Genomic DNA, 22,315 nt, shown 5'->3' with positions numbered 1-22,315 from the left:
ACGCCGGGTATTAATCGCTAAAGCACTCTCCCACGAGCCGCGCATTCTGTTTTTGGATGAGCCGACCGCCGGGGTGGATGTTGAGCTGCGGCGGGATATGTGGAACGTGGTGCGCGGGCTGCGGGATAACGGCGTCACCATCATTCTTACCACCCACTACATTGAAGAAGCCGAAGAGATGGCCGACCGCATCGGGGTCATCAACCGCGGCGAGATCGTGCTGGTGGAAGAGAAAGCCGCGCTGATGAAAAAGCTGGGCAGCAAGCAGCTTACCTTGCAGTTACACAGTCCGCTGGCAGCGCTGCCGCCCGAGCTGGCCCAAGAGGAGCTTAGCCTAACCGCCGACGGCTATGAGCTGGTGTACACCTACGATGGCCGCCAGGAAGAGGAGGGGCGAGGAATCTCCGCCCTGTTAACCCAGCTAGAGCAGGCAGGCATTAGCTTTAAAGACCTGCATACCCGGCAGAGCTCGCTGGAAGATATCTTCGTTGACCTGGTGAAGGAGCGTACATGAACCTCTATCCCGTTCGTGCCATTTACATGGCGGAAATGGCCCGCACTCGCCGAACGCTATTGCAGAGTATTGTCTCGCCAGTGATTTCCACCTCGCTCTATTTTGTGGTGTTTGGCGCGGCGATTGGCTCGCGGATCAGTGAGATTGGCGGGGTGAGCTACGGTGCGTTTATCGTTCCTGGCCTGATTATGCTGATGCTGCTGACCCAGAGCGTCTCGAACGCCTCGTTTGGCATCTTTTTCCCGAAATTCTCCGGCAGTATCTACGAAATTCTCTCGGCGCCTATCTCTTATTTAGAGATTGTCGTTGGCTACGTGGGGGCTGCGGCTTCGAAATCGATACTGCTGGGGCTGATTATTCTCGGCACGTCTAGCTTCTTTGTGCCGCTTGAGATTGCACACCCGTTCTGGATGCTGACGTTTCTGGTGCTGACCGCCGTCACCTTTAGCCTGCTGGGTTTTATTATCGGTATCTGGGCGGATGGTTTCGACAAGCTGCAGCTAGTGCCGCTGTTGGTGATTACCCCGCTCACGTTTTTAGGCGGCAGCTTCTACTCCATCGATATGCTCCCTCCGTTTTGGCAGAGTGTGACCCTGGCAAATCCGGTGGTGTATCTCGTCAGCGGGTTCCGCTGGAGTTTCTACGGCATTAGCGATGTCAGCTTGGGTGCCAGCGTGGCGATGATTTTGCTGTTTTTGGTAGCAAGCCTTGCCACCATTGCCTGGATTTTCCGCACCGGCTATCGCTTAAAACCCTGACGCTTAACTGACCGATTAGAAGTATCTATTCCAAAGGTGACGACTGTTTATGCCGCTAATGCAAAGCACTGCCTACCGTATTGAGCCGTCGATAGACGGTGAGCGCTTAAGCGTGATTGCCCCGCCTGAACCCGCCCATGCTGACAGCGATGACGCCGTGATGGGCACCTTGGTGAACGCGCTAAACGATACTTACAACACCAAGGCAAAAGGCTGGGGGCGCTTTGCCGAGCAGGGCGAGCAGGCGGGGCCTCTGGTGGCGTGGCTCACGGCGTACCACGCGGAAGAGCAAACCTTTGCCCAACTGGCCAACGCCATTGCCGAGCGTTTGGCTCAAACGCTGCAAGGCCAGCTCTCGGTGAGCGGTTACTTGGTGATCGCCCATCTACGCCAGGGTGACACCGAAACGCTGTTGATGGGGTTAATTCATCAGCGGGAAGGCATTGGCTTTAACGACGCGCACCAAGCGGTGCCCGCCGCCCAATTGAATACCAGCCAGCTCACCCTGGCGGCCCGAATTAACCTGACCCAGTGGCAGAGCAGCGCGCAAAGCACCCAGTACGTTTCGTTTTTAAAAGACCGGGGCGGTAAAAAACTGGCCGATGGCGTGGTGGCACTGCTGGGCATGGAGGAGGGCATCGATGCCCCCGCCGAAACCCGCACGCTGCTGAAAGCGTTTAGCGACTATGTCGAAAAAGAGGATTTAGACGACGACGCCAGCCGTGAGAAGACCGATACCCTGGTCGATTACGCCAACGAGCAGTTGCGCCGCGGCGAGCCGATGACGCTGGAAGAACTCTCCGGGCTCGTGGATGAGAAACAGCCTAAAGCGTTTTACGACCATATTCGCAATGCCGACTACGGCCTTTCGCCGGAAATCCCGCCGGATAAACGCACCATCAGTCAGTTTCGCCGCTTCACTGGCCGCTCTGGCGGTGTCTCGATCAGCTTCGATTCACATCTGCTAGGGTCTAGCATTGAGTATGATGAAACTCAGGATCGGCTGATCATCAAGCAGGTGCCCAAACAGCTCAAAGAGCAGCTCGCCAAGCGGAAAGAGTAAACGGCGACGCTATGAGGACGGCACTCTCAGGATGTCGTGTAGTCCTAAGTTGGCCACTGATATGAGGAGATAGCCGTGCTGGATGCCATTCACTCTTTCTTCCAACAGGCGCTTTCCGCGCCTGAACAGCGTGATAACCCACCGCTCACCCTAGAGTTAGCGTCGGCGGCGCTGCTGTGTGAAGTGATGCGCGCTGATTACGACAACAGCGAGGCGGAGCGCGCGGCGCTTAAGCAAATGCTGATGGCGCGCTATCGGCTCAACGAGCACGACGTCAGCGAGTTAATGGCGCTGGCAGAAGCCGAAGTTGATGACGCGGTGGATCACTACCAGTTCGTCAGCCTGATCAAACAGCACTACGGCTACGAGCAGCGCTTAGAGCTGGTGAACCTGATGTGGCAGCTGGCCTGGGCCGACGGCACGCTTGATCCGCTTGAAGAGCATCGGGTTCGGCGGCTGGCGGACCTTCTGCATGTCAGCCATAGCGACTTTATTCGCAGTAAGCTTACACAGTCGCCAGAAGAGCATGCCCACGATCACGATACCCACGGCAAAGGAGCGCCGAAACGCCCATGAGCAATACGCAGGATGCGACGAATTTAACCGAACTGATCCACACCATGGAGCAGATGGAGCGGGAAAAAGAGCAGGTCAGTGTGGATGATGTGGTGCACGCCGTGGGGCGACGCTCGTTTGGGCCGTTGTTGCTGCTGGCAGGCTTGATTACGCTGGCGCCGATTATTGGCGATATTCCCGGCATGCCGACGCTGATGGCGGTGTTAGTGCTGCTGACCTCTTCACAGCTGCTGGTAGGGCGGGAAACGTTCTGGCTGCCTAAATGGCTGCTGAATCGTTCTTTATCTCGGCAAAAATTTGATAAAGCGCTGCATTACATGAAAAAGCCGGCCAAATGGGTAGATGGCTTGCTGGGCGTACGCTTGGCTTGGATGACCGGCTATATCGGCATTCGTATCACGGCCATGGCCTGCCTGCTCGTGGCCGTGGCCATGCCGCCGATGGAGTTCATCCCGTTCAGCGCCAACGGTGCTGGGCTGGCGCTTACGCTATTTGGGCTGGGGCTAGTGGCAAGAGACGGTCTAATGTTGGCACTAGGGTTCTTGCTGACCGGCGTGACTTTTACGGTAGTAGTGATGAACCTGATCTAATGCTTTACTAGGCACTTTCGCCACTTGCATTGAGCAAAGGAGCTAAGCGCCTACCATGAGCCATTCACCTTCACCCCATTCACCGCCCCCAGCGCCCAAGCCGCCCCATGAGCAATCGGTCTGGGAGCGACGGGTGGAAACCGCTCTTTGGAATTCCCGCTTTTTGGTCATGCTGGCGGTGGTGCCGAGCTTACTGGGCTCGCTGATGCTGTTTATTGTCGGCACGCTAGATATCTTCAAAGTGGTGGGCGATGTGCTGCACTACTACTTGGTAGATGACTCTCGCAATATTCACGATACCCTAGTACCCGATATCATCATCGCAGTAGATATCTACCTGATTGCAATTGTGCTGCTGATATTCGGGTTAGGTATATACCGACTGTTTGTGTCCCGCATTGACCAAGCCGAGGTGCGCTATCCCACTCACCCCTTCAATGTTGCTTCACTGGATCAGTTGAAAGACAAAATCGCCCGAGTCGTGATCCTGGCCGTGATTATCGAATTTTTCCGCGCCGTGGTGGATATCCGCTTCAGCACACCGCTGGAAGCGATTTACCTAGCGCTCTCGGTGCTGGCGCTGGCTGCCGCGCTCTACTTGATGAGTTTGGCGCATAAAGGGGAGTAGGCTTAACGGGCGTTATGGTGTGCGCCGTGTCTCCTCTGCCAATAAATTGGCCACTAACGCGTTAAGCTGTTGCTGAAACTGGCCACCGGGCGATGGCGGGGATGGGTCTGAAGTGATCACCACCGTCATCTCCCGCTCGGGAATCACATACAGCGCCTGCCCGCCGTAGCCTCTTCCATACACGGCTTGCTCACCCGCGAGCGTCGTTATAAACCATCCAAAACCGTAGCCGTCGCCTGTCCAGGGGGACTGGCCTCTGGGCGTCCATGAATCTTCCACCCAGCCTTCAGGCAGCACGCGCTGGTCATTGGCCATACCGTCGTTACGGTACAGCTCCCCAATCGCAATCAGCGCGCGAGGGGAAAGCTGCATGTCGTTGCCGCCGAAATAGATGCCTTGAGGATCCCGTGGCCACGGCGGAATCGCAATGCCTAGCGGTTCGCCTAACAAGCGCTGGGCAAGCGCAAGGGTGCTTTCACCGCTGGCCTGGGTAAGTGCTGCGGAAAGCAAATGGCTGGTGCCGGTGGAATAAAGCATGCGCCCACCCGGGTGGTCGACAAACGGGCGTGTGAGCGCATCATTCACCCAGTGGTTGCTTGCCACCCAAGCGCCATAGTTACTGCCGGAGGTGCGCTCTAAGCCCGCTTGCTGAGCCAGCAAATGCGCCACCGTAATGTCGTTAACCCGTGGGTCAGCACCGCTCGGCACGCTATCTAATAGAGCAACCAGGGGCTGATCGACGGATTCCACAATGCCCTCCTCAATAGCAGCACCAGTGACCGCAGCCAACACCGTTTTTGATAACGACTTCACGTTAGCAGGTGTGGCCACCCCCGGGCCGCCTTGGTGATGCTCATGAATGATATTACCCTCATAAGCCACCACGACGGTATGCACGCGACCCAGTGCTAGAGCCTGCTGATTCAGGGCTTCTAGCGCCTCTGGAGAAGGCTCTGACGCTGTCGCAATGGGAGTCACAAACGCACTCATCACGCAGCTCATCGCACAGGACAATACAAGGGCAGTGGTTTTCATTACGGCACCAGGGAGGAGGGTGAGTAAGGTTCTGATAAGCGTAAGAAATGAAGGTTCCCTTGAGGCAGACGTCATCGCCATTACGCAAACTGCGAAAAAGCCTGCTACGCTAGGAAGGATTATTGAAGGGAAGCAACCCTTTGATTTCCATGAAACGCTAAAGCAAGGAGTGCCGTTATGCGTAACATTATCTATATCGTAGGTCTGATCGTTGTTGTTCTGTTTATTCTTTCGTTGCTAGGCCTACGTTAAGTTGCACCAAGGCTGACCCGCATTGCATGATGCAATTTTGGTGCTTCAAAACGCCCGCTCCCCCAGCGGGCGTTTTTTATACGTGCTTCACTCCCACATTAGGCGCAATCTGCTGCGCCTTGGCCAAACATATCAAACATCAGTTCGCGGCCTAATGAGGTTAAGACAAACCGGCCATACTCGTTAAAGGTGGCCGCATCACTCTCCTCTAATACTCGCTGGCAAAGAGACCAGCGTGAATGCTGTCGATTCAAGGACGCCAGCTCTTGACGAGATAAACCCCGCTGCGCCAGGGTGATGGTTTCAAGCACGTGTCCACTCTCGTACATCAATTCCGCGACGCTAGACAGGCAATGACGCAGGCTACGCTGTACGTGGAAAGAGGCAGTGGAGGCGGGGGATAACGCTTCGGCGGGCATGAGGGAACGCTCCTGCAGTCACAACAAAATGGGTGTGCTGCAGTGCATTATAAAGCAGGTGTTGGGTTAGACCAAGGTCTATGTGGCATGCTGCTTAACGGTATTCGATACGGTGAAATGTGAGGCAGAACTGTCAAAATTCTGCAGCTTTCCGAGAGTAAGCTAGGAGTTGCGGTGTGGGGCGTATAGAGATAGCGGCATATTATGTTACTTATTTTTACATATTAATACTGAAAAATTCGCCACACTATTCAAGTTAATGGGCATCTCGCCGAATGGTTATAAGATATAGCGACATTTGAAATCTGTAGACATTAGATTACTGTACTGCGCTAGGAGATATGTTGCCTCTTAATTAGGAGCGGCTGATAGCGAGCAAAACGCGTAGTAAAACGCACTAAGAAAAAGGCATTTTATGGCTTCCATCACATCATTAGGTATTGGTTCTGGCTTGGATCTCAATGGTTTGTTGACCCAGCTCCAGCAAGCGGAACGCGCCAAACTTGAGCCTGTTCAGCAGCAGATTGAAACAGAGCAGGCACAAATTTCAGCCTATGGGCAATTGCAAAGTGCTTTGTCCGCTTTTCAAGCTTCTACTAAAGCGCTGAATGAACAAGAAGCTTTTGAAAGCCTTAGTACTAGCGTAGAAGGTGGAGCGGTCACGGCGGTTAGCAGCAATGAAGCACAGCCGGGCCAATATGACATCCAAGTAGATCAATTGGCCACGGCCGGTAGCTTAGTAACGGAGCGCCTGGAAGCGCCGGACACTGCCCTGGTATCTGGCTCGCAGTCGCTGACCTTTGCTTTGGCAGAAGGCACTATAGACCCAATTACGCTTGAAGATGGCAGCACCTTGGAAGATATGCGCGATGCCATTAATGCACAAAGCGATGGGCGTTTAAGTGCTTCTGTCATTAATGATGGTGAGGGCTACCGTTTATCTGTGAACGCCACTGATACCGGTGCTGACGCTAGCATTCAAAGCACTAACTTTTCGCAGATTCTAGATGCTGGTGTAACCACCAGTGACACCCAAGTAGTGCAAGCTGGCCAAGATGCTGCGTTTAATGTCAACGGCATTGATATCGTCAGCGCTAGCAACCGGGTTGAAGGCGCTATTCAAGGCGTGACGCTGACGCTCTCTGAAGCCAATGCCAGCAGCACCTTGGCGGTCTCCCAAGATAGCGATGCGATTCGTGAGCAGATCACTTCCTTTGTTGATGACTACAACACGCTGAAAAACACGATTGGCAGCCTGACCGCCTATAACGCGGAAAGCGATAGTGCGGGTGAGCTTAATGGTGACAGCGCCACACGTGCAGTCGAAACCACCTTGCGCCAAGCGCTGAGCAGTCGAACGGAGGGGGATGGCTTCAGCATGCTTTCAGATATTGGCATCTCACTGCAGTTGGATGGCACCCTAGAGGTTGATGATGACCAACTGAACGGCATTATCGCGAACCAACCTGATCAACTGGCGGATTTCTTTGCAGGGGCATCTAGCGAGGGTGGTATGGCAGGGCAAATTTCAACAGCGATTGAGCAGCTCATAGGGCCAAGCGGACGACTGGAAAACGCCGTGACTAGCTCTGAGAATCGCGTAGCGTCGTTAAACGATCGTTTTGCCACCACCGAGAGCCGAATCGATCAAACGATTGAGCGCTATCGAGCCCAATTTGCAGCCATGGACAGCATGGTGGGGCAAATGAATCAAACCAGCGCTTACCTGACTCAGCAGCTTGCAACGTTAGGGCAAATAGGCCAAAACTAACCTTATTAACTTTCTCCATCGCGGCCTAGAGCTTTCTCTAGGCCTTTTTTGTAGCTTAACTCCTGCTGCTAGGCTAAAGTTTTTTCCCACTCTGCCGATAACCTACTCAGTCTATTTTTTTAAAATTAAAAGGAGCTGAGCCACATGGCGACGATTACCTCTCTTGGCGTTGGTTCAGGTTTGGATTTGAATGGCCTGCTGACTCAGCTGCAAGCGTCTGAGCGGCAGAAGCTAACGCCGCTTACGCAGCAACAGAATACTCAACAAACCAAAATATCGGCTTATGGCCGCCTGCAGTCGGCAATGGATCGTTTGCAAGAATCGATTACTGCATTAAATGACGCTTCTACATTTAAGCAGCAAAAAAGCACGGTGACTGGCGAAGGAGTAAGCGCAACAGCGGGGGAGTCAGCAAACGCTGGGCGTTACGACATCAACGTGACCCAGTTAGCACGGGCGGGCAGCGTAGCGTCTAACAGCGTCACGATGGATCAAGTACTGGCGGCCACCGATACCACGCTAACGCTAGATTTTGGCGCCACCTACACCAATGGCACCTTTGACCCTAATGCGCCGGCCTTAAGCAGCAAAACCATTAATATTGCCGCAGGCAGCACCTTGGCCAGTGTCCGCGATCAGATTAATGCCGATGCAGAGTCAGGTGTTACCGCCTCTATCGTGAACGACGGTACAGGATTTCGGTTGGCACTGAGCTCAAAAGAAACCGGTAAAGAAGCGTCTATTACTGGTTTCTCAGGCCTAGACGGCCTTGCTATGGATACCGCTACACGCCGCGCCGGCCAGGATGCGGCGCTAGAAGTGAATGGTATCGCGATTACCAGCAGTGGAAATCGGGTGGAAGGCGCTATTCAAGGTGTGACGCTTGACCTAACATCCGTCTCACAAGAGCCCGTTAGCCTTGTCATTGAGCGCGACGAAGAGTCTTTAAAAGAAGCGATTAATGAGTTTGTCAGCACCTACAACGAAATGAAGTCTACTGTAGGCCGCATGACCGCATTCAATGGTGAAGGAGAGACGTCTGGCGAGCTGCTAGGCGACCGAACCGTACGCACAATTGAAACGCGGCTAAGCCGTGATGTGACAAACCCGCTAGGAAGCGGTGACTTTACACGTTTGGCTCAGTTCGGTATCGCGATTGATGAGCGTGGCCGTCTCCAGGTAGATGACACAAAATTAGACGAGGCAATCTCCAATAGCCCTGACGCCCTGACCTCTTTTTTTGCAGGTGAGTCATCAGAAGAAGGTTTTGCTGGCAGGTTGAGTGCGACACTCAAATCCATCACCGGCGATGATGGTCTGATTCAAACCTCAGTGAACAATGCAGAGCAGCGCATTGATAACCTCACAGAGCGTAAAGCCAGAATGGAGCTGAGCATCGAGCGCAACATCTCCCGCTATCGTACTCAATTTGCTCAACTGGATGGCATGATCGCCCAGATGAATTCGACAGGCTCCTATCTGGCTCAGCAGTTCAGTATGCTCAATGCAATGCAGAATAATAACTAAGCCTTGTTACATTGTTTTACAAAAAAAGCGCTTAATTTTTTAAAGATTTTGACTGGCCTGCCGTTAATTAAAATAACGGCGGTTAACCGCCGCAAAGCAGGCCTCAAGGCCAGTTAATTTTCAAGGAGCACTTCCATGTCTGTGATCAATACGAACATCACTGCCCTGATCGGTCAGAACAACCTGTCCAACTCTCAGGCCATGCTGTCTAAGGCGCAAGAGCGTCTGTCTTCTGGTCTGCGCATCAACAGCGCTGCTGATGACGCCGCTGGTCAAGCCATTGCTAACCGCATGAGCGCCCAGATCACGGGTATGCAACAGGCTCAGCGTAATACCAACGACGGTATTTCTCTTGCGCAAACTATGGAAGGTGGTCTGAACCAAATCAGCGACAACCTTCAGCGTATCCGTGAACTTGCTACCCAAGCGGCTAACGATACCAACACTGCAGAAGACCGTTCTTCTATCGCTCTAGAAATTGAAGAGCGCGTATCTGAAATCACCCGTGTTGCTAACGCCACTAGCTTCAACGGAATCTCACTATTGAACGGTGCTGATACTCTCAACATCCAGGTTGGTGCTAACACTACTGCAGACGTAGATAACCTGACAGTCAGCACTGTTGATGTAACAGCCGCGACCTTGAACGTATCCGGACTTGATGTCAGCAGCTTCAGCAGCGCTCAAGATGCTATTGATGCAATCGACAGCGCTCTGCAAACGATCGACGATAACCGCGCTACCCTGGGTGCAACGATCAACCGTTTTGAGTCTGTACTTGAGAACCTGACGACTGACGTCACTAACCTGTCCGACGCTCGTTCACGTATTCAAGATGCTGACTACGCCGTAGAAGTATCTAACCTAACGCGTGCGCAGATTCTCCAGCAGGCTGGTACTTCCATGCTGGCCCAGGCTAACCAGACTCCTCAGTCTGTACTGTCTCTGCTGGGCTAATCACCTCGCGGTTAAAGCAAGAAATAGCAGCGAAGGCTGGCCATTGGCCAGCCTTTTTTGTGCTTGTTACTGCGCTACAATTCAGTCAACGGTTAGCAATATTCCCACATAAGGGTTACGAGTAATGGCACGTAAAGGTAAGCAAAAACAGTTTGGTAAGCCAAAAGCACAGAAGGCGGTGGGAAACCATGCCCACGTGTCGGACCTGCAAAAAATTCAGGATGCTATTGATAAGTCAGATTTGACAACTGCCTACCAACTGGCCGATGCATTTACTCAGCAACATGCCACAAGCCCTCATGGTTGGGAAATGTTAGCCAATGTACAAGCTCAGCAGCAGAATCTTAAGAACGCATGTGCCTCTATGCAGAAAGCGATTGAACTGGCCAAAGGTGATCATCCGCTGTCTGAGCTAAAATTGGCCCAGTACGAGCTGTTCGGTGGCGATGCGCACCAGTGCATCAAACGTTTAACAGGCCTGAGTGAAAGAATTCCATCAGAAAAACGCGTATGGGTCTGGCTTAGTAGGGCTTATCACGTTATAGGGCTAAATAAAGAAGCTCTGGTTGCCAATGAAAAAGCGTATGAATTAGATCGTCGATACCCAGATACGCTCGTTTGGCGTAGTCGTATTCTCGACCAGTTAAAGAGGCACAGTGAGTCATATGAAGCATCAGCGATGCTGAAAAAGCTGAAGCCAACACTGGTGGGAGTCAGTAATCATTTGGCTAGCCTTAGTTTACGGGAAGGTGACTATGAAGCGGCAGAGCAACATTTTAGAGAGGAGCTAGCCATTGGGAAAAATGGAGCAGCGGCGTATAACTCTTTCATAGCTAAGCACTATAATCCGGATTACAGTGCTGAAGAGTTGTCTGAGTTGGCCAAACAATTTGAGTCAGAGTATGTGAATGAAAGCAATGTCGTTCGGGCGAGTACCGAATCCAGACAAAGCAAGCGTATTAGAATTGGGCTTTTATCAGGTAGTTTTCGAACGCATCCAGTAGGCCAAATGATTTTGCCAGCTCTTAGAGCCTTGGATAAAAATGAAGTGGAGTTGTTTTTTTATACTACCAATCAAATTGTAGATAAACTAACATTAGAGATTCAAAAAGTAGCGGATAGCTGGGCCTCTGTTGTTGAGTTAAGCGATGAACAGCTAAATCAAAAAATTCGCAATGATAAAGTTGATATCCTTATCGATATGAACGGGGGCGGTGAAGGTTCTAAGTTTTTAGCATTAGCTAAAGAGCCTGCGCCGCTAATGGTGAAGTGGGTAGGTATACTGATTAACACAACAGGTCTTAAGTGCTTCGATTACTTATTGAGTGATAGCATTGAAACACCGAAAAACGTTGATCATTTATATACTGAAAAACTGATTCGGTTGCCAGATGATTATATTTGTTACCATCTTCCAGATTATGTACCTGATGTAACGGGCCTTCCGGCGCTGAAAAATGGTTTTATCACGTTTGGGTGTTTAAATAATCCAGCCAAACTCTCTCGTGAGCTGATAAAAGAGTGGTCGACGTTGATGCACGAAGTGCCAAGCAGCAAGCTACTGCTGCGAGGTATTCAATTCGAAGGCGAGGTGTTTTGCCAACGCACAATAGCGCGCTTTGCAGAGTTTAATATCGGAGCAGAGCGTCTACTACTTGAAGGCCCTGCCAAGCATAAGGAATTTTTGGAAACGTATCAGCGAATCGATATTGCACTGGATACATGGCCCTACTCTGGTGGTTTAACCACCTGTGAAGCTTTAGCGATGGGCGTGCCTGTTGTTACTTGCGTAGGCCCCACCTTTGCAGGCCGCCATAGCGCCACTCACTTAGCTAATGCTGGGTTGCCTGAGCTGGTTACGGATAATTGGGACGACTTCCGCAAACGTGTAAAAGAGTTGACTGCGGATTTACCCAGCCTTGCGGTCATTCGTGCTGCGTTGCGCACGATTTTAAAGGAGTCTCCCGTATGTGATGGCGCACGGTTCGCTCAAAATTTCACCAAAGCGTTGCGTGGCATTTGGCAACGTCATTGTGAAGGTAAGGCTCCAGAAGCGCTGACTTTCAATAAAGAAGGTGAAGCCTGGTTTGCGGATAATGAAGAGGCTATTGAGCTGGTTGAAGTTGAGGCTAGGCAAGAAGCTCCAGAGTCTCTCTCGGATTTGAGTCTTAATGAACCCATTACAGTTATCGATAATGGTACTCTCTTTGCTCGAAGTCCAAGTTTCTCAGCATGGATGAGAACAGGTAATTTCGCGGTTATTTCATTTGATCCGGGTAGTCTGCTTACGAAACAGTCAGAAGAGCTCAAACAACTGGGTGAATGGCACCATTATCCGCATGCCACATTAGGTGATGGTCAGGATGCCTCGCTTTATGCAACCCTTGAGCCAGAGTTGACAGGAACACTGAAACCTTTAGAGGCGCGTCAAACGCAAGACCAAGAAGATTCTCTTCGAGTGTTGTCTACGCTGCCTATCAGTACAGTGCCACTGAATGCTGTTGATGGGTTGCCGGGCGTCGATTTGATGGTGCTAGATCACCTCAATGACACTTTAGCAATTTTGAACAATAGTGATAAATATTTAAAAAATACGCTAGCAATCAAAGTCAAGGCTCCTGTTAATCCCACTCATGCGAGTCAGTCGAGTGTTGCTCATATTTTAAACTGGGCTGCATCGAATGGCTTTAAATGTTACACCATGACAGAATTTGTCTATTCGCCACATCCTGCTATGAGGCACTCAACTTCTCAGAGTGAGGAGCAGCTCGAAAGTGCCTCGTTAGTATTGGTTTCTGAAGATTTATATCGACTCAATTTAAGCCCAGATAGACTTGTTAAAGCTGCATATTTAATGAGCAATGTATTTTCAGCTGATGGCTTGGCTAAAGCGTTGATAGAGAGATACGTAAAAATAGAGGATGAAAATGCGTCTGTCTTACCAGATAAAAGCTTAGTCAAAGAGGTCACTAAAGAAGCTCATCCGAATTGCTTTGTGCACATATGTTTTAATAACATGCACACTCAGTCATTGATTGAGGCTTGTGAAGCGGTAGGCTCAGAGAGCCATGGAAGTAATGTATTTTATGTTAATGAAGCAAGAAGTGTAGAAGGTTACTCGGTCGCATATGGCACGAAGAACGTTACCTTTTTTGATGCGGCTAAAGATTTGTCAAGTGTTGTTATGTATTGTAAAAGGGAGCATGTTCAAGGAGTCTATATACATGGTCTTTTCTTTGATTGGCAGAAAGTGATTCTTGACGAAATTGGTAGCGTTAGAAAAGTAGCCTGGGTCATTTGGGGGGGCGATATATATCGTTATCACGAGCCTACTGATGAGATGCTAAAGCTGGTTGAGAAAGTTGCTTGTGTTGCAACCGTAACACGTGATGATTATAATTTTTATGAACGCTTATTTGGCCAAAAGAAACACTTTGATTTTGCTTATCGTTTTCCTTTTGATGAGCTTGAAAAGAAGTTGCCGGTAAAAAAACAAAAAATAATTGTTGCTGGTAATAGTGGCGATGTTGGGAATAATCACGCGGAAATCCTTGGCGCGCTAGCTGCTAAAGAAGATATTAATGATTATAAAATTATTGTGCCATGCTCATATAATGCTCCTGATGGTTATGTTTTAAAATTACAGCAATATGCTTTATCAAAAGGATTTTCTAAAAACAGCGTAGAAATACTGACTGACTTTATGTCTAAAAGTGACTATTTTGATATGATTGCAAGTGCAGAGCTATTAGTGACAGCCCATAACCGCTCCCAGGCTGGTGCAACTATTAACGCAGCCATTTATTTTGGTACTAAAGTCGTTTTGAAGAAATCTATTTTCCATAGTGAATCCTATATGCAGAACCCTATGTGGAGTAGGCTGTCTGATATGTCCATCCAGTGTGTTGAGTTTTCAGAATTTTTAAACAGCAGTACTATTAATGAGCTGCCATCCAAAGATAGTTCAATAGTCGAGAAAGACAGAGCTAACTTGAAAAAATCCAGAGGTGATGAGGCTCTGGAAAGTAATCTGTCGCGTATAAACAATTTTCTAAAGGGATAAAATATGAAAGAGAATTATCGTAATCATCTTGTAGCTCGTTTGCCACGAGGCTCGGTAGGTGTTGAAGTTGGTGTGCACAAAGGTGATTTCAGCTCCTTTTTGTTAGATTCCTTACAGCCAAAGAAGTTACACCTCATTGATCCATGGAGGTATGAATCAAGTGAGCAATATGATCAATCTTGGTATGGCGGTATGGCCGAGGGGCAAGCTGAACTAGATGAACGATTTGAGTTTGTAAAAAAGAGGTTTCAAGAAGAAATCGTTGTAGGTGCTGTGGTAGTCCATCGCATGGATTCTGCTTCAGCTTTAGAGGCTTTTGAAGCTGAATCTTTGGACTGGGTCTATATCGATGGTAATCATTTGTATGAGTTTGTTCTAAAAGATCTTAATGCATCTTTAGATAAAATTAAGAAAGGTGGTGTTATCTGTGGTGATGATTATCAGTCAGGCGGCTGGTGGGATGGTGGTGTCATAAAAGCGGTCGATGAATTTTGCGATAAATTTTCACTAAGAAAAGAAATAATTGGTAATCAGTTCTTAATTTATTTGTGATTGAGGCAGGGCTTATAAAAGCCCTGCTTTTTTAAATATAATTAAATGCTTCCAGTGCACTGCGTGCATGTTGCTCAAAGGTAAGAATTTGCTCTTGGGTGAGTTCTTTTTTATAAGAGCCAAGGCTGCTTGTATCCACTGGTTGTTTCGTTTTTGCTTTCCATTGTAAAAAATCGATAGGTTCGTCGTTGTTTTTATAAAATTGTAGCATATTATCCGAATAGTCTATATCAAGATGGGCGCACACTTCCGATAGTGCGCGCGTCGGATCGCGTACTAGGTTTTCATAAAGCACGACGCATGTGTTGGAATGATTTTGCATTGATTTAGCCATCAGAGTGCTTTTCGACCAATCGCTAGCAATTTTTTCAATAGACTGAGGGAGTGCCGGTTTATATTTAGAATATATCTTGCTGTCGTCTATTTTGAAATAAGAAGCCGCTACGTCTCTTCCATCTCTTACTATATATATGATTTTTGAGTTTGGGAAAACTTTTTCAATCTTTTCGATTTCATTAATATAGTAGTTGTTTTTGTCACCATGAATCCGTGGTTTTTTTCCTTTTTCTATTGCATAGTAGCTATAGACGATTGATGTCATGCTTCTATAGTCTTTTGGTCGTTCAGTTTTTATTATTGTTAATAATTTTTCTTTTTTTATGTCCCAGGTTTCAATTTTTTTTGTCTTGAAAAGGTCGTCTATGAAGTTGGCATAAGTATTCTGATTATAATCTGGTAAATATGCGTATTTTTCACTTAACCATAACAAAAATCCACATTCAGGTGGTACGACAGTTTCTGGATGGCTATTTAACATTAACCTTAATAATGAAGTGCCTGATCGTGGATTCCCTAATATAAAAAATGGGTCTTTTCTTTCTAGTGTTTTGCTCATAATAAGTCTTTAATGTGTTGACAAATCTTGACGATTGAATTGTATGGAAGATTGGCATGAATAGGCAAGCAAAGCACTCGATCACTTGCAGATTTTGCATTAGGTGTTTCAGATTGAATGTGCCTGTAAGGATTAAAATCTGATATTAACGGACTAAAATACTTTCTAGTAAAGATGTTTTTTTCTTTTAATTTTTCGTGTAGTTCATCTCTTGTTATTTTGCAATCGACCTCAACTAGGATTGGAAAGTATGAATTATTTGTTTTGTTGCTAGGCAGTTTGATGCCTGGAATGCCGTTAAGTTGCTCTATGTAAGCTTGATAGACGCGCTTTCTTTCTGCAAAAACGTGATCTATTTTTGTTAGTTGGAGTAGTCCAAAGGCAGCGCAAACTTCGCTCATTTTTCCATTTTGGCCAGCATGCTGAATAGTGTTTTCATCTATAATTCCAAAGTTTTTTAATTGATTTATTTTAAGTTTGGCTTCTTTGCTCTTGCATATGATTGCCCCTCCTTCGAAGGTGTTAAATATTTTCGTAGCATGAAAGCTTATGGCGCTTAAATCTCCTTTTTTTAATATGCTGCCTGTGGAGTCTTGAACCCCAAAGGCATGTGCTGCATCATAAATGACTTTTAAATTGTGCTTATTAGCAATTTTTTGAATGGCAGTTGTGTCACATGGCACGCCGTAACAGTGCACTGCCAGAATAGCTTCTGTTTTAGATGTGATCGCACTCTCTATTTTGCTTGGATCAATATTAAAAGAGAAAGGATCTATGTCAACAAATACTGGGGTTAGGTTGTTCCAAAGTAAAGCATGTGCAGTTGCAATAAACGAGAAGGGAGTGGTGATAACTTCCCCTTTTATGTTTAACGCTTGCAAGCTTGTGACTAATGCTGACATGCCATTGTTAAAAAGTGCTATTTCAGGCACGTCTAGATATTCACACAGTGCCCTCTCTAGCTTTTCATGCATAGGGCCATTATTTGTCAGTTGTTTACTCGACCAAATTTCTTCTAAGTAAGGTATGAACTCTTCTAGAGGAGGTAGAAAAGGTTCAGTTACATAAGTTGGTTTATCGCTCATGCTTCCCTCGCTATTTTTTTAATATATGAGCCATATCCATTTTTTTCAAATGCTAAACTGCGGTCGAGTAATTCTTCTCTGCTCATCCATCCTTGATTAAACGCAATTTCTTCTAAACAGGCGATTTTGTACCCTTGGCGTTTCTCGATAGTTTCAACAAATTGCGCCGCTTCTAGCAGGCTTTCGTGGGTGCCTGTGTCTAGCCATGCAAAGCCGCGCCCCAGCAGTTCAACCTGTAAATCGCCACGTGCAAGGTAGGCTTGGTTGATGCTAGTGACTTCTAGCTCACCTCGCGGTGAGGGCTTCACTTGCTTAGCTATCTCAATGACATCGTTATCATAAAAGTAGAGTCCGGTTACCGCATAGTGGGAACGAGGGCTTTGAGGCTTTTCTTCGATGCTTATTGCACGGCGTTGATTGTCAAATTCAACCACTCCAAACCGCTCAGGATCTTTGACTTGGTAACCAAAAACGGTGGCACCATTTTTACGCTGTGAGGCTTGACGAAGCTTAGGGCTGAAGCCATGGCCATAAAAAATATTGTCACCTAGTACTAAGCAAACGCTATCGTTGCCAATAAAGCGTTCGCCGATTAAAAAAGCTTGCGCCAACCCCTCTGGCTTAGGCTGTATTTCATAGCTGAGATGGATGCCAAAGCGGCTACCGTCCCCGAGCAACCTCTGAAAGCTGGCTTGATCGTCCGGCGTGGTAATGATCAGGATGTCTTGAATACCCGCCAGCATGAGCACAGACAGCGGATAGTAGATCATTGGTTTATCGTAAATGGGCAGTAACTGTTTGGATACTCCCATGGTAATAGGATATAGCCGTGAGCCGCTCCCGCCTGCCAGAATGATGCCTTTCATGGCTATCCTTTTTTTTGAGTGACCATACGACGATGGATATTTTAGATCAGTCTCGTTGAGACTGCCTATGCCTGCAAAGTGCCCATTCCACAGTCTTACGTAACCCGCTGCTAAAGCTTTCTTGGGGGCACCATCCAAGCTCATGAGTGATTTTCTGATGATCAATCGCATAGCGCAGGTCGTGCCCGGGGCGATCTGTGACAAAAGTGATCTGCTCTGAATATGAGCCGGACACTCGAGGTGCTAGCTCATCCAAAAGCACACAGATCTCATTGACGACATCAATATTCGCATGCTCATTACTTCCGCCAATGTTGTAGGTTTCACCCACACGGCCAGAAGCCAGTACGCAGTGAAGCGCACGTGCATGATCTTCCACGTACAGCCAGTCTCTTCGTTGCTGGCCGTTTCCATAGACAGGTAACGGCTGTCCAGCCAAGGCCTGACTGATCATGAGGGGAATGAGCTTTTCCTCATGCTGCCAGGGGCCATAGTTATTAGAACAGTTGGTGACCACGACAGGTAGGTCATAGGTACGGTGCCAGGCCCGTACTAAATGGTCAGAGCTAGCCTTGCTGGCTGAATAGGGTGAACTTGGGGCATAGGATGTTGTTTCGGTGAATGCTGGAGCATCAGGCGTTAAATCACCATACACTTCATCGGTTGAGACGTGGTGAAAACGAAAAGCTTTGCGTTGACTGTTCGGTAATGTCTGCCAGTAATGGCGGCTAGCTTCCAAGAGCGTGTAAGTGCCCACGATATTGGTGGCGATAAAATCAGCAGGCCCGCTGATGGAGCGATCCACATGGCTCTCAGCAGCAAGATGCATCACCGCATTCGGTTGATACCTTGTAAAAAGCGTTTGGAGAGCGATTGAATCACAGATATCTGCTTGTGCTAAATAGTGGCGCTCGTTCTCACGCGCACTGCCCAGTGCATCGAGATTAGCAGCGTAGGTTAGCTTATCGATGTTGATCACACGCCAATCGGTATGTTTCATCAAGTAGCGTATTACTGCACTACCAATGAATCCGGCGCCGCCCGTTACAAACAGTGTGGTCATTTGGTTAAGGTGCCCTACTACTGAAGCATTGTGGCAGGGCATTAAAGCCCTCTGGATCTCATGAGTTTGCCATAAGTCTTTTCTGTTAATTGCGTGAAAAGCGCGCTTGTATGTGCCTATGTGGTTTATTTGAGGGTTCTTTCGTTATGAAGCGCCACCGTTCTTGCCTTTTCCTGCTAAATTCCCACTTGGGCATCGGGCTCGACGGCGGAGAGAAAAGGATGGGTAAGGTTCACTTTATTGGCGGTGAGAAGGGTGGTGTAGGAAAGTCGATGACGGCGCGGGTGTTGGCGCAGTACTACATTGATCACGAACGGCCGTTTTTGGGATTTGATTGTGATGCCTCCCACGGCACGTTTTCACGCTTTTATCAGGAATACGCCTCTCCGGTGGTGGTAGGCGATGACGATAGCCTAGACGGTATGCTCTCGGCCGTGGAAGAGCATCCTGATCGCGATTTAATTATCGACTTGGCCGCGCAGTCCGCTCAGCCTATCAATCGATGGATTGAGGAAACCGATGTGTTTGGCCTGCTCGATGAGTTGGGCATGCAGGTTGTGTGGTGGCACGTGATGGACGATGGCGCAGATTCCGTCACGCTACTGTCTCAGGTGTTAACCCGTTACGCGTCGCAGCCGGTTGATGTCGTGGTCGTTCAGAACCTTGGGCGTGGCGAAAGCTTTGAGCGTTTTGCACAATCCGAGGCATACCAGCAAGCCCGTGTGCAAGGGGCTACGCTTATTGAGCTACCTCGCTTGCATGCCAAGCTCACACAAAAAATCGACTTCAATAACAGCAGTTTCTGGGCAGTAGCCAACGACCGCCGTTTGATGAACATTGCTGAACGTCAGCGTATGAAGGTGTGGTTACGTCATGCTTATGCGCAGCTAGAAGAGGTGTTAACGGTACAGGGCCGGTAACAGTCGTGCCTACTGATGTTTTCTAGTTCCAAAAAATCATAAGCAGGCGGTTTATTATTTCTTTTTTGCTGGTATCTTGTCGGCATTGCGCTGGTGGTCAATATCTCATCGCCAGCGCCTCCGTATCAGCTGTGGGCCCGAGGGCCTAATGAGGAAATACCATGTCGAACGTAAGCCGTTTGAAAAAAACCGTGATGGCGCTCTCCTTGGGCGTTGTGGGCTTAGTGTCTGCTGCCGCTCAGGCCGATACACTGCGTGTGGGCATGTCCGGTGGTTACTTTCCGTTCACGTATGTTGAGCAGAACGAGCTGAAAGGCTTTGAAGTTGATGTGATGAATGCAGTAGGGGGGATCACCGGCGACGAGATTGAGTTCGTCACCGCTAGTTTCTCGGGCTTGGCAGGTATGTTGGAATCTGGTCGCATCGACACGATTGCTAACCAAATTACCATTACCGATGAGCGTAAAGCGAAATATGCCTTTACCGCGCCTTACGTGTACGACGGTGCCCAAGTGGTTGTGCGTGCAGGTAATGACACCATCAACGGCGTTGAAGATTTATCCGGTAAAAGCGTAGCGGTGAACCTTGGCTCTAATTACGAGCAGCTGCTGCGTGAGCAGCCCAATGCCGATGACATTGATATCCGCACCTACGAATCCAACGTCGAGCAGGATGTGGCGCTAGGCCGTGTTGATGCCTTCGTGATGGATCGCGTAAGCGCCAGCCAAGTGATCAGCGAGCGCGGCTTGCCGCTGGCATTAGCGGGGCAGCCGTTTACTACCATCGAAAATGCGCTGCCATTCCGTGATGATGAAGAGGGGCGTGCGCAGCGCGACCGTGTCGACGCTGCTCTTTCTGAGCTGCGTGAAAACGGCACGCTAGGTGAAATATCCCAGAAATGGTTCGATACTGATATAACGAAGCAATAAGCCAGCCTTAAGCACGGCTTACCTCTGTTAACGGCCATGGCACTGCCACGGCCGTTTTGCTTATAAGCGATACGACGATGCTGAATTTGGAGTATATGTGGGGCCTGCTGCCGGTCCTGCTCAGTTATTTACCACTAACGCTGCAGATGGCGAGTATCGCCATGGTGTTTGCGTTAGTCATTGCCTGCTTGTTAGCGGTCGTGCGGGTATCGAAAATTCCCGTATTGAATGGCGCGGCACTGCTGTTTATCTCGTTTTTTCGCGGTACGCCGCTGCTGGTGCAGCTGTTTCTGTTTTACTACGGCCTGCCTCAGCTGATTAACGCGCTGATCTCTATCAATGGCGTTACCGCGGCGGTGTTGGGCCTTACGCTGCACTTTTCTGCGTATATGGCGGAATCCATTCGCGCGGCGATTGTGGGTATCGACCGTAGCCAAACCGAAGCGGCGCTCTCGATTGGCATGACTCAGTCACAGCTGATGCGGCGGATTATCTTGCCCCAAGCCACCCGTGTTGCTACGCCGACGCTGATGAACTACTTCATCGATATGATTAAAGCGACATCGCTGGCCTTCACGCTGGGCGTGACGGAGCTGATGGGCGCGACCCAAAAAGAGGCGTCGGGCAGCTTTTTATACCTGGAAGCCTTCCTACTGGTGGCGATTATCTACTGGGTAGTGGTAGAAGCGCTCTCATGGGGGCAGCGCCGTTTGGAAACGTATCTGAATAAGGCGTACCAGCGATGATCACGCTTGAATCGGTCAGTAAGCAGTTTGGTCAGCAGCCTGTCTTTAGCCACGTCGATTTACACCTCGAAAAGGGCGAGATCATCGTCATTATCGGCCCTTCAGGAACGGGGAAATCGACCCTGCTGCGCTGTATCAATTTTTTAGAACGTCCAGAAGCAGGGCATATTACCGTCGGCGATTTGCGGGTTGATGCGCGTAAGGCGAGCCGGGCGGATATTTTGGCACTGCGCCGCCGTACTGCCTTTGTGTTCCAGAACTACGGGCTGTTCGCCAATAAGACTGCGCTTGAGAACATTAGCGAAGGCATGATCGTAGTAGATAAGCTGCCAAAGGCGCAGGCCCACGCTCGCGCAAGGGAGATTCTGGAGCGTATTGGGTTAGCAGATAAAGCCGATGCTTACCCTGCATCGCTCTCTGGCGGTCAGCAGCAGCGGGTAGGCATTGGCCGCGCCATGGCCGCGAATGCCGATGTCATTTTGTTTGATGAGCCCACTTCGTCGCTTGACCCGCAATGGGTAGAAGAAGTGTTAGGCCTGATGAAGCAATTAGCCGCTGAACAGCAAACGATGATTGTGGTGACTCATGAGATGCAGTTCGCGAGAGACGTGGCGGACCGCGTGGTCTTTATGGATGAAGGCCAGATTGTTGAGCAGGCGCCGCCCGAACAGCTGTTTACCAACCCGCAGGATGAGCGCACGCGGCGCTTTTTACGCAAGATATTGGCGCCCACGGGGCAGTCATTGCCCTAATTAGGCGTACTCGAAAAGCATTGACAACGGCTAGCAAGCGCGCTTAACGCGTGATAGACTACGCCATCCTCTCAGACAAGACCCGTGAACGGGCAGCGCTTTTACTGCTCGTTACACTATTTGTTAGCGTAGTTAACGCTTTCAAATCAATTGGTTGTTGTGGAAAGATATTACGAAAGTGTCGTGATTTGGCAATTGCCAGCCGACAAACACATAGTAAATTCGTTGCCGTTTATAGGCAGCCCTTATTCTCCAAGGAGATACCTGTGGCGAACAGCAAGCAAGCACGCAAGCGCGCCCGCCAGGCCGAGACTCGTCGCGTCCTGAAAGCCAGCCAGCGCAGCATGGACCGCA

20 protein-coding genes and 2 pseudogenes are annotated in these 22,315 nt (G+C 49.2%); 16 read left to right on the top strand and 6 right to left on the bottom strand.

Annotation, left to right across the window (positions count from 1 at the left end):
* The 6 genes and pseudogenes from ACN0R1_RS19515 to ACN0R1_RS19490 all read left to right on the top strand — a co-directional run.
* Positions 1-514, top strand: a pseudogene (locus ACN0R1_RS19515) (multidrug ABC transporter ATP-binding protein); the annotation flags it as partial.
* The gene (locus tag ACN0R1_RS19510) at positions 511-1,272 is read left to right on the top strand and encodes an ABC transporter permease (RefSeq protein ID WP_417585857.1); all 762 of its coding nucleotides are present in this window, start codon (positions 511-513) and stop codon (positions 1,270-1,272) included. The pseudogene ACN0R1_RS19515 and the gene ACN0R1_RS19510, both read left to right, overlap by 4 nt.
* A gap of 49 nt (positions 1,273-1,321) precedes the next feature.
* Entirely contained in the window at positions 1,322-2,335 is a 1,014-nt protein-coding gene (locus tag ACN0R1_RS19505) for a nucleoid-associated protein (RefSeq protein WP_417585856.1), read from the top strand.
* 75 nt (positions 2,336-2,410) lie between these two features.
* Positions 2,411-2,911: a TerB family tellurite resistance protein gene (locus tag ACN0R1_RS19500; protein WP_417585855.1), complete on the top strand. Its 501-nt coding sequence runs from the start codon at positions 2,411-2,413 to the stop codon at positions 2,909-2,911.
* Positions 2,908-3,501 carry an exopolysaccharide biosynthesis protein gene (locus ACN0R1_RS19495; RefSeq protein WP_417585854.1) on the top strand — a complete coding sequence of 198 codons (594 nt, stop codon included), beginning with the start codon at positions 2,908-2,910 and terminating at the stop codon, positions 3,499-3,501. Before ACN0R1_RS19500 ends, ACN0R1_RS19495 begins: the two co-directional genes overlap by 4 nt.
* A 55-nt stretch (positions 3,502-3,556) precedes the next feature.
* Positions 3,557-4,129: a YqhA family protein gene (locus tag ACN0R1_RS19490; RefSeq protein ID WP_311064841.1), complete on the top strand. Its 573-nt coding sequence runs from the start codon at positions 3,557-3,559 to the stop codon at positions 4,127-4,129.
* Between the two features lie 12 nt (positions 4,130-4,141).
* Here the strand turns inward: ACN0R1_RS19490 and ACN0R1_RS19485 are convergent, their stop codons facing one another.
* On the bottom strand, positions 4,142-5,164 hold the full coding sequence (locus ACN0R1_RS19485; RefSeq protein WP_417585853.1) for a serine hydrolase domain-containing protein: 1,023 nt from the start codon (positions 5,162-5,164) through the stop codon (positions 4,142-4,144).
* A gap of 350 nt (positions 5,165-5,514) precedes the next feature.
* The gene (locus tag ACN0R1_RS19480) at positions 5,515-5,835 is read right to left on the bottom strand and encodes a hypothetical protein (RefSeq protein WP_311064843.1); all 321 of its coding nucleotides are present in this window, start codon (positions 5,833-5,835) and stop codon (positions 5,515-5,517) included.
* 415 nt (positions 5,836-6,250) lie between these two features.
* Here ACN0R1_RS19480 and fliD (ACN0R1_RS19475) point away from each other — a divergent pair, with 415 nt between their 5' ends.
* The 5 genes from fliD (ACN0R1_RS19475) (at position 6,251) to ACN0R1_RS19455 (ending at position 14,705) form a co-directional block, all read left to right on the top strand.
* Entirely contained in the window at positions 6,251-7,606 is a 1,356-nt protein-coding gene (gene fliD, locus ACN0R1_RS19475) for a flagellar filament capping protein FliD (RefSeq protein ID WP_417585852.1), read from the top strand.
* Positions 7,607-7,750: 144 nt separating this feature from the next.
* Positions 7,751-9,133, top strand: coding sequence for a flagellar filament capping protein FliD (gene fliD / locus ACN0R1_RS19470; protein ID WP_417585851.1), 1,383 nt, complete (start codon positions 7,751-7,753; stop codon positions 9,131-9,133).
* A 135-nt stretch (positions 9,134-9,268) separates the two neighbouring features.
* On the top strand, positions 9,269-10,090 hold the full coding sequence (locus tag ACN0R1_RS19465; RefSeq protein ID WP_417585850.1) for a flagellin: 822 nt from the start codon (positions 9,269-9,271) through the stop codon (positions 10,088-10,090).
* Between the two features lie 124 nt (positions 10,091-10,214).
* Positions 10,215-14,153: a TDP-N-acetylfucosamine:lipid II N-acetylfucosaminyltransferase gene (locus tag ACN0R1_RS19460; RefSeq protein WP_417585849.1), complete on the top strand. Its 3,939-nt coding sequence runs from the start codon at positions 10,215-10,217 to the stop codon at positions 14,151-14,153.
* A gap of 3 nt (positions 14,154-14,156) precedes the next feature.
* Complete coding sequence (locus ACN0R1_RS19455) at positions 14,157-14,705, top strand: class I SAM-dependent methyltransferase (RefSeq protein WP_417585848.1); 549 nt, start codon at positions 14,157-14,159, stop codon at positions 14,703-14,705.
* A gap of 31 nt (positions 14,706-14,736) precedes the next feature.
* Here the strand turns inward: ACN0R1_RS19455 and ACN0R1_RS19450 are convergent, their stop codons facing one another.
* From ACN0R1_RS19450 to rfbB, 4 genes are read right to left on the bottom strand one after another with little or no spacing between them, the layout of a single operon-like run.
* Positions 14,737-15,600 carry a sulfotransferase family protein gene (locus ACN0R1_RS19450; RefSeq protein WP_417585847.1) on the bottom strand — a complete coding sequence of 288 codons (864 nt, stop codon included), beginning with the start codon at positions 15,598-15,600 and terminating at the stop codon, positions 14,737-14,739.
* Positions 15,597-16,685 (bottom strand): DegT/DnrJ/EryC1/StrS family aminotransferase, encoded by a 1,089-nt coding sequence (locus ACN0R1_RS19445; RefSeq protein WP_417585846.1) that lies wholly within the window; start codon positions 16,683-16,685, stop codon positions 15,597-15,599. The genes ACN0R1_RS19450 and ACN0R1_RS19445 overlap by 4 nt, the downstream gene beginning before the upstream one ends.
* Positions 16,682-17,551 (bottom strand): glucose-1-phosphate thymidylyltransferase RfbA, encoded by an 870-nt coding sequence (gene rfbA / locus ACN0R1_RS19440; RefSeq protein WP_417585845.1) that lies wholly within the window; start codon positions 17,549-17,551, stop codon positions 16,682-16,684. Before rfbA ends, ACN0R1_RS19445 begins: the two co-directional genes overlap by 4 nt.
* Positions 17,552-17,597: 46 nt before the next feature.
* The gene (rfbB, locus tag ACN0R1_RS19435) at positions 17,598-18,614 is read right to left on the bottom strand and encodes a dTDP-glucose 4,6-dehydratase (protein ID WP_417585844.1); all 1,017 of its coding nucleotides are present in this window, start codon (positions 18,612-18,614) and stop codon (positions 17,598-17,600) included.
* A 221-nt stretch (positions 18,615-18,835) separates the two neighbouring features.
* On the opposite strand from rfbB, the gene ACN0R1_RS19430 reads away from it, so the two are divergent.
* The 5 genes and pseudogenes from ACN0R1_RS19430 to ACN0R1_RS19410 form a co-directional block, all read left to right on the top strand.
* Entirely contained in the window at positions 18,836-19,534 is a 699-nt protein-coding gene (locus tag ACN0R1_RS19430; protein ID WP_417585843.1) for a mobilization protein, read from the top strand.
* 161 nt (positions 19,535-19,695) lie between these two features.
* A complete protein-coding gene (locus tag ACN0R1_RS19425; protein ID WP_417585842.1) occupies positions 19,696-20,463 on the top strand; it encodes an amino acid ABC transporter substrate-binding protein in 768 nt (255 codons plus the stop codon).
* 77 nt (positions 20,464-20,540) lie between these two features.
* Entirely contained in the window at positions 20,541-21,209 is a 669-nt protein-coding gene (locus tag ACN0R1_RS19420) for an amino acid ABC transporter permease (RefSeq protein ID WP_417585841.1), read from the top strand.
* Entirely contained in the window at positions 21,206-21,961 is a 756-nt protein-coding gene (locus ACN0R1_RS19415) for an amino acid ABC transporter ATP-binding protein (protein WP_417585840.1), read from the top strand. Before ACN0R1_RS19420 ends, ACN0R1_RS19415 begins: the two co-directional genes overlap by 4 nt.
* Before the next feature lie 266 nt (positions 21,962-22,227).
* Positions 22,228-22,315: pseudogene (locus ACN0R1_RS19410) on the top strand (30S ribosomal protein S20); the annotation flags it as partial.

The organism is Nitrincola sp., assembly GCF_048264025.1.
GTDB lineage: Bacteria > Pseudomonadota > Gammaproteobacteria > Pseudomonadales > Balneatricaceae > Nitrincola.
The sequence above is the reverse complement of the archived record's forward strand: the minus strand, read 5'-3'. Positions and strand labels throughout refer to the sequence as shown.

Bases quoted from the DNA above. Each gene is read 5' to 3' on its own strand.
- ACN0R1_RS19510 (WP_417585857.1), top strand. From the start codon at position 511: ATGAACCTCTATCCCGTTCGTGCCATTTACATGGCGGAAATGGCCCGC.
- ACN0R1_RS19505 (WP_417585856.1), top strand. From the start codon at position 1,322: ATGCCGCTAATGCAAAGCACTGCCTACCGTATTGAGCCGTCGATAGAC.
- ACN0R1_RS19495 (WP_417585854.1), top strand. From the start codon at position 2,908: ATGAGCAATACGCAGGATGCGACGAATTTAACCGAACTGATCCACACC.
- ACN0R1_RS19490 (WP_311064841.1), top strand. From the start codon at position 3,557: ATGAGCCATTCACCTTCACCCCATTCACCGCCCCCAGCGCCCAAGCCG.
- ACN0R1_RS19485 (WP_417585853.1), bottom strand. From the start codon at position 5,164: ATGAAAACCACTGCCCTTGTATTGTCCTGTGCGATGAGCTGCGTGATG.
- ACN0R1_RS19480 (WP_311064843.1), bottom strand. From the start codon at position 5,835: ATGCCCGCCGAAGCGTTATCCCCCGCCTCCACTGCCTCTTTCCACGTA.
- fliD (WP_417585852.1), top strand. From the start codon at position 6,251: ATGGCTTCCATCACATCATTAGGTATTGGTTCTGGCTTGGATCTCAAT.
- fliD (WP_417585851.1), top strand. From the start codon at position 7,751: ATGGCGACGATTACCTCTCTTGGCGTTGGTTCAGGTTTGGATTTGAAT.
- ACN0R1_RS19465 (WP_417585850.1), top strand. From the start codon at position 9,269: ATGTCTGTGATCAATACGAACATCACTGCCCTGATCGGTCAGAACAAC.
- ACN0R1_RS19460 (WP_417585849.1), top strand. From the start codon at position 10,215: ATGGCACGTAAAGGTAAGCAAAAACAGTTTGGTAAGCCAAAAGCACAG.
- ACN0R1_RS19455 (WP_417585848.1), top strand. From the start codon at position 14,157: ATGAAAGAGAATTATCGTAATCATCTTGTAGCTCGTTTGCCACGAGGC.
- ACN0R1_RS19450 (WP_417585847.1), bottom strand. From the start codon at position 15,600: ATGAGCAAAACACTAGAAAGAAAAGACCCATTTTTTATATTAGGGAAT.
- ACN0R1_RS19445 (WP_417585846.1), bottom strand. From the start codon at position 16,685: ATGAGCGATAAACCAACTTATGTAACTGAACCTTTTCTACCTCCTCTA.
- rfbA (WP_417585845.1), bottom strand. From the start codon at position 17,551: ATGAAAGGCATCATTCTGGCAGGCGGGAGCGGCTCACGGCTATATCCT.
- rfbB (WP_417585844.1), bottom strand. From the start codon at position 18,614: ATGACCACACTGTTTGTAACGGGCGGCGCCGGATTCATTGGTAGTGCA.
- ACN0R1_RS19430 (WP_417585843.1), top strand. From the start codon at position 18,836: ATGGGTAAGGTTCACTTTATTGGCGGTGAGAAGGGTGGTGTAGGAAAG.
- ACN0R1_RS19425 (WP_417585842.1), top strand. From the start codon at position 19,696: ATGTCGAACGTAAGCCGTTTGAAAAAAACCGTGATGGCGCTCTCCTTG.
- ACN0R1_RS19420 (WP_417585841.1), top strand. From the start codon at position 20,541: ATGCTGAATTTGGAGTATATGTGGGGCCTGCTGCCGGTCCTGCTCAGT.
- ACN0R1_RS19415 (WP_417585840.1), top strand. From the start codon at position 21,206: ATGATCACGCTTGAATCGGTCAGTAAGCAGTTTGGTCAGCAGCCTGTC.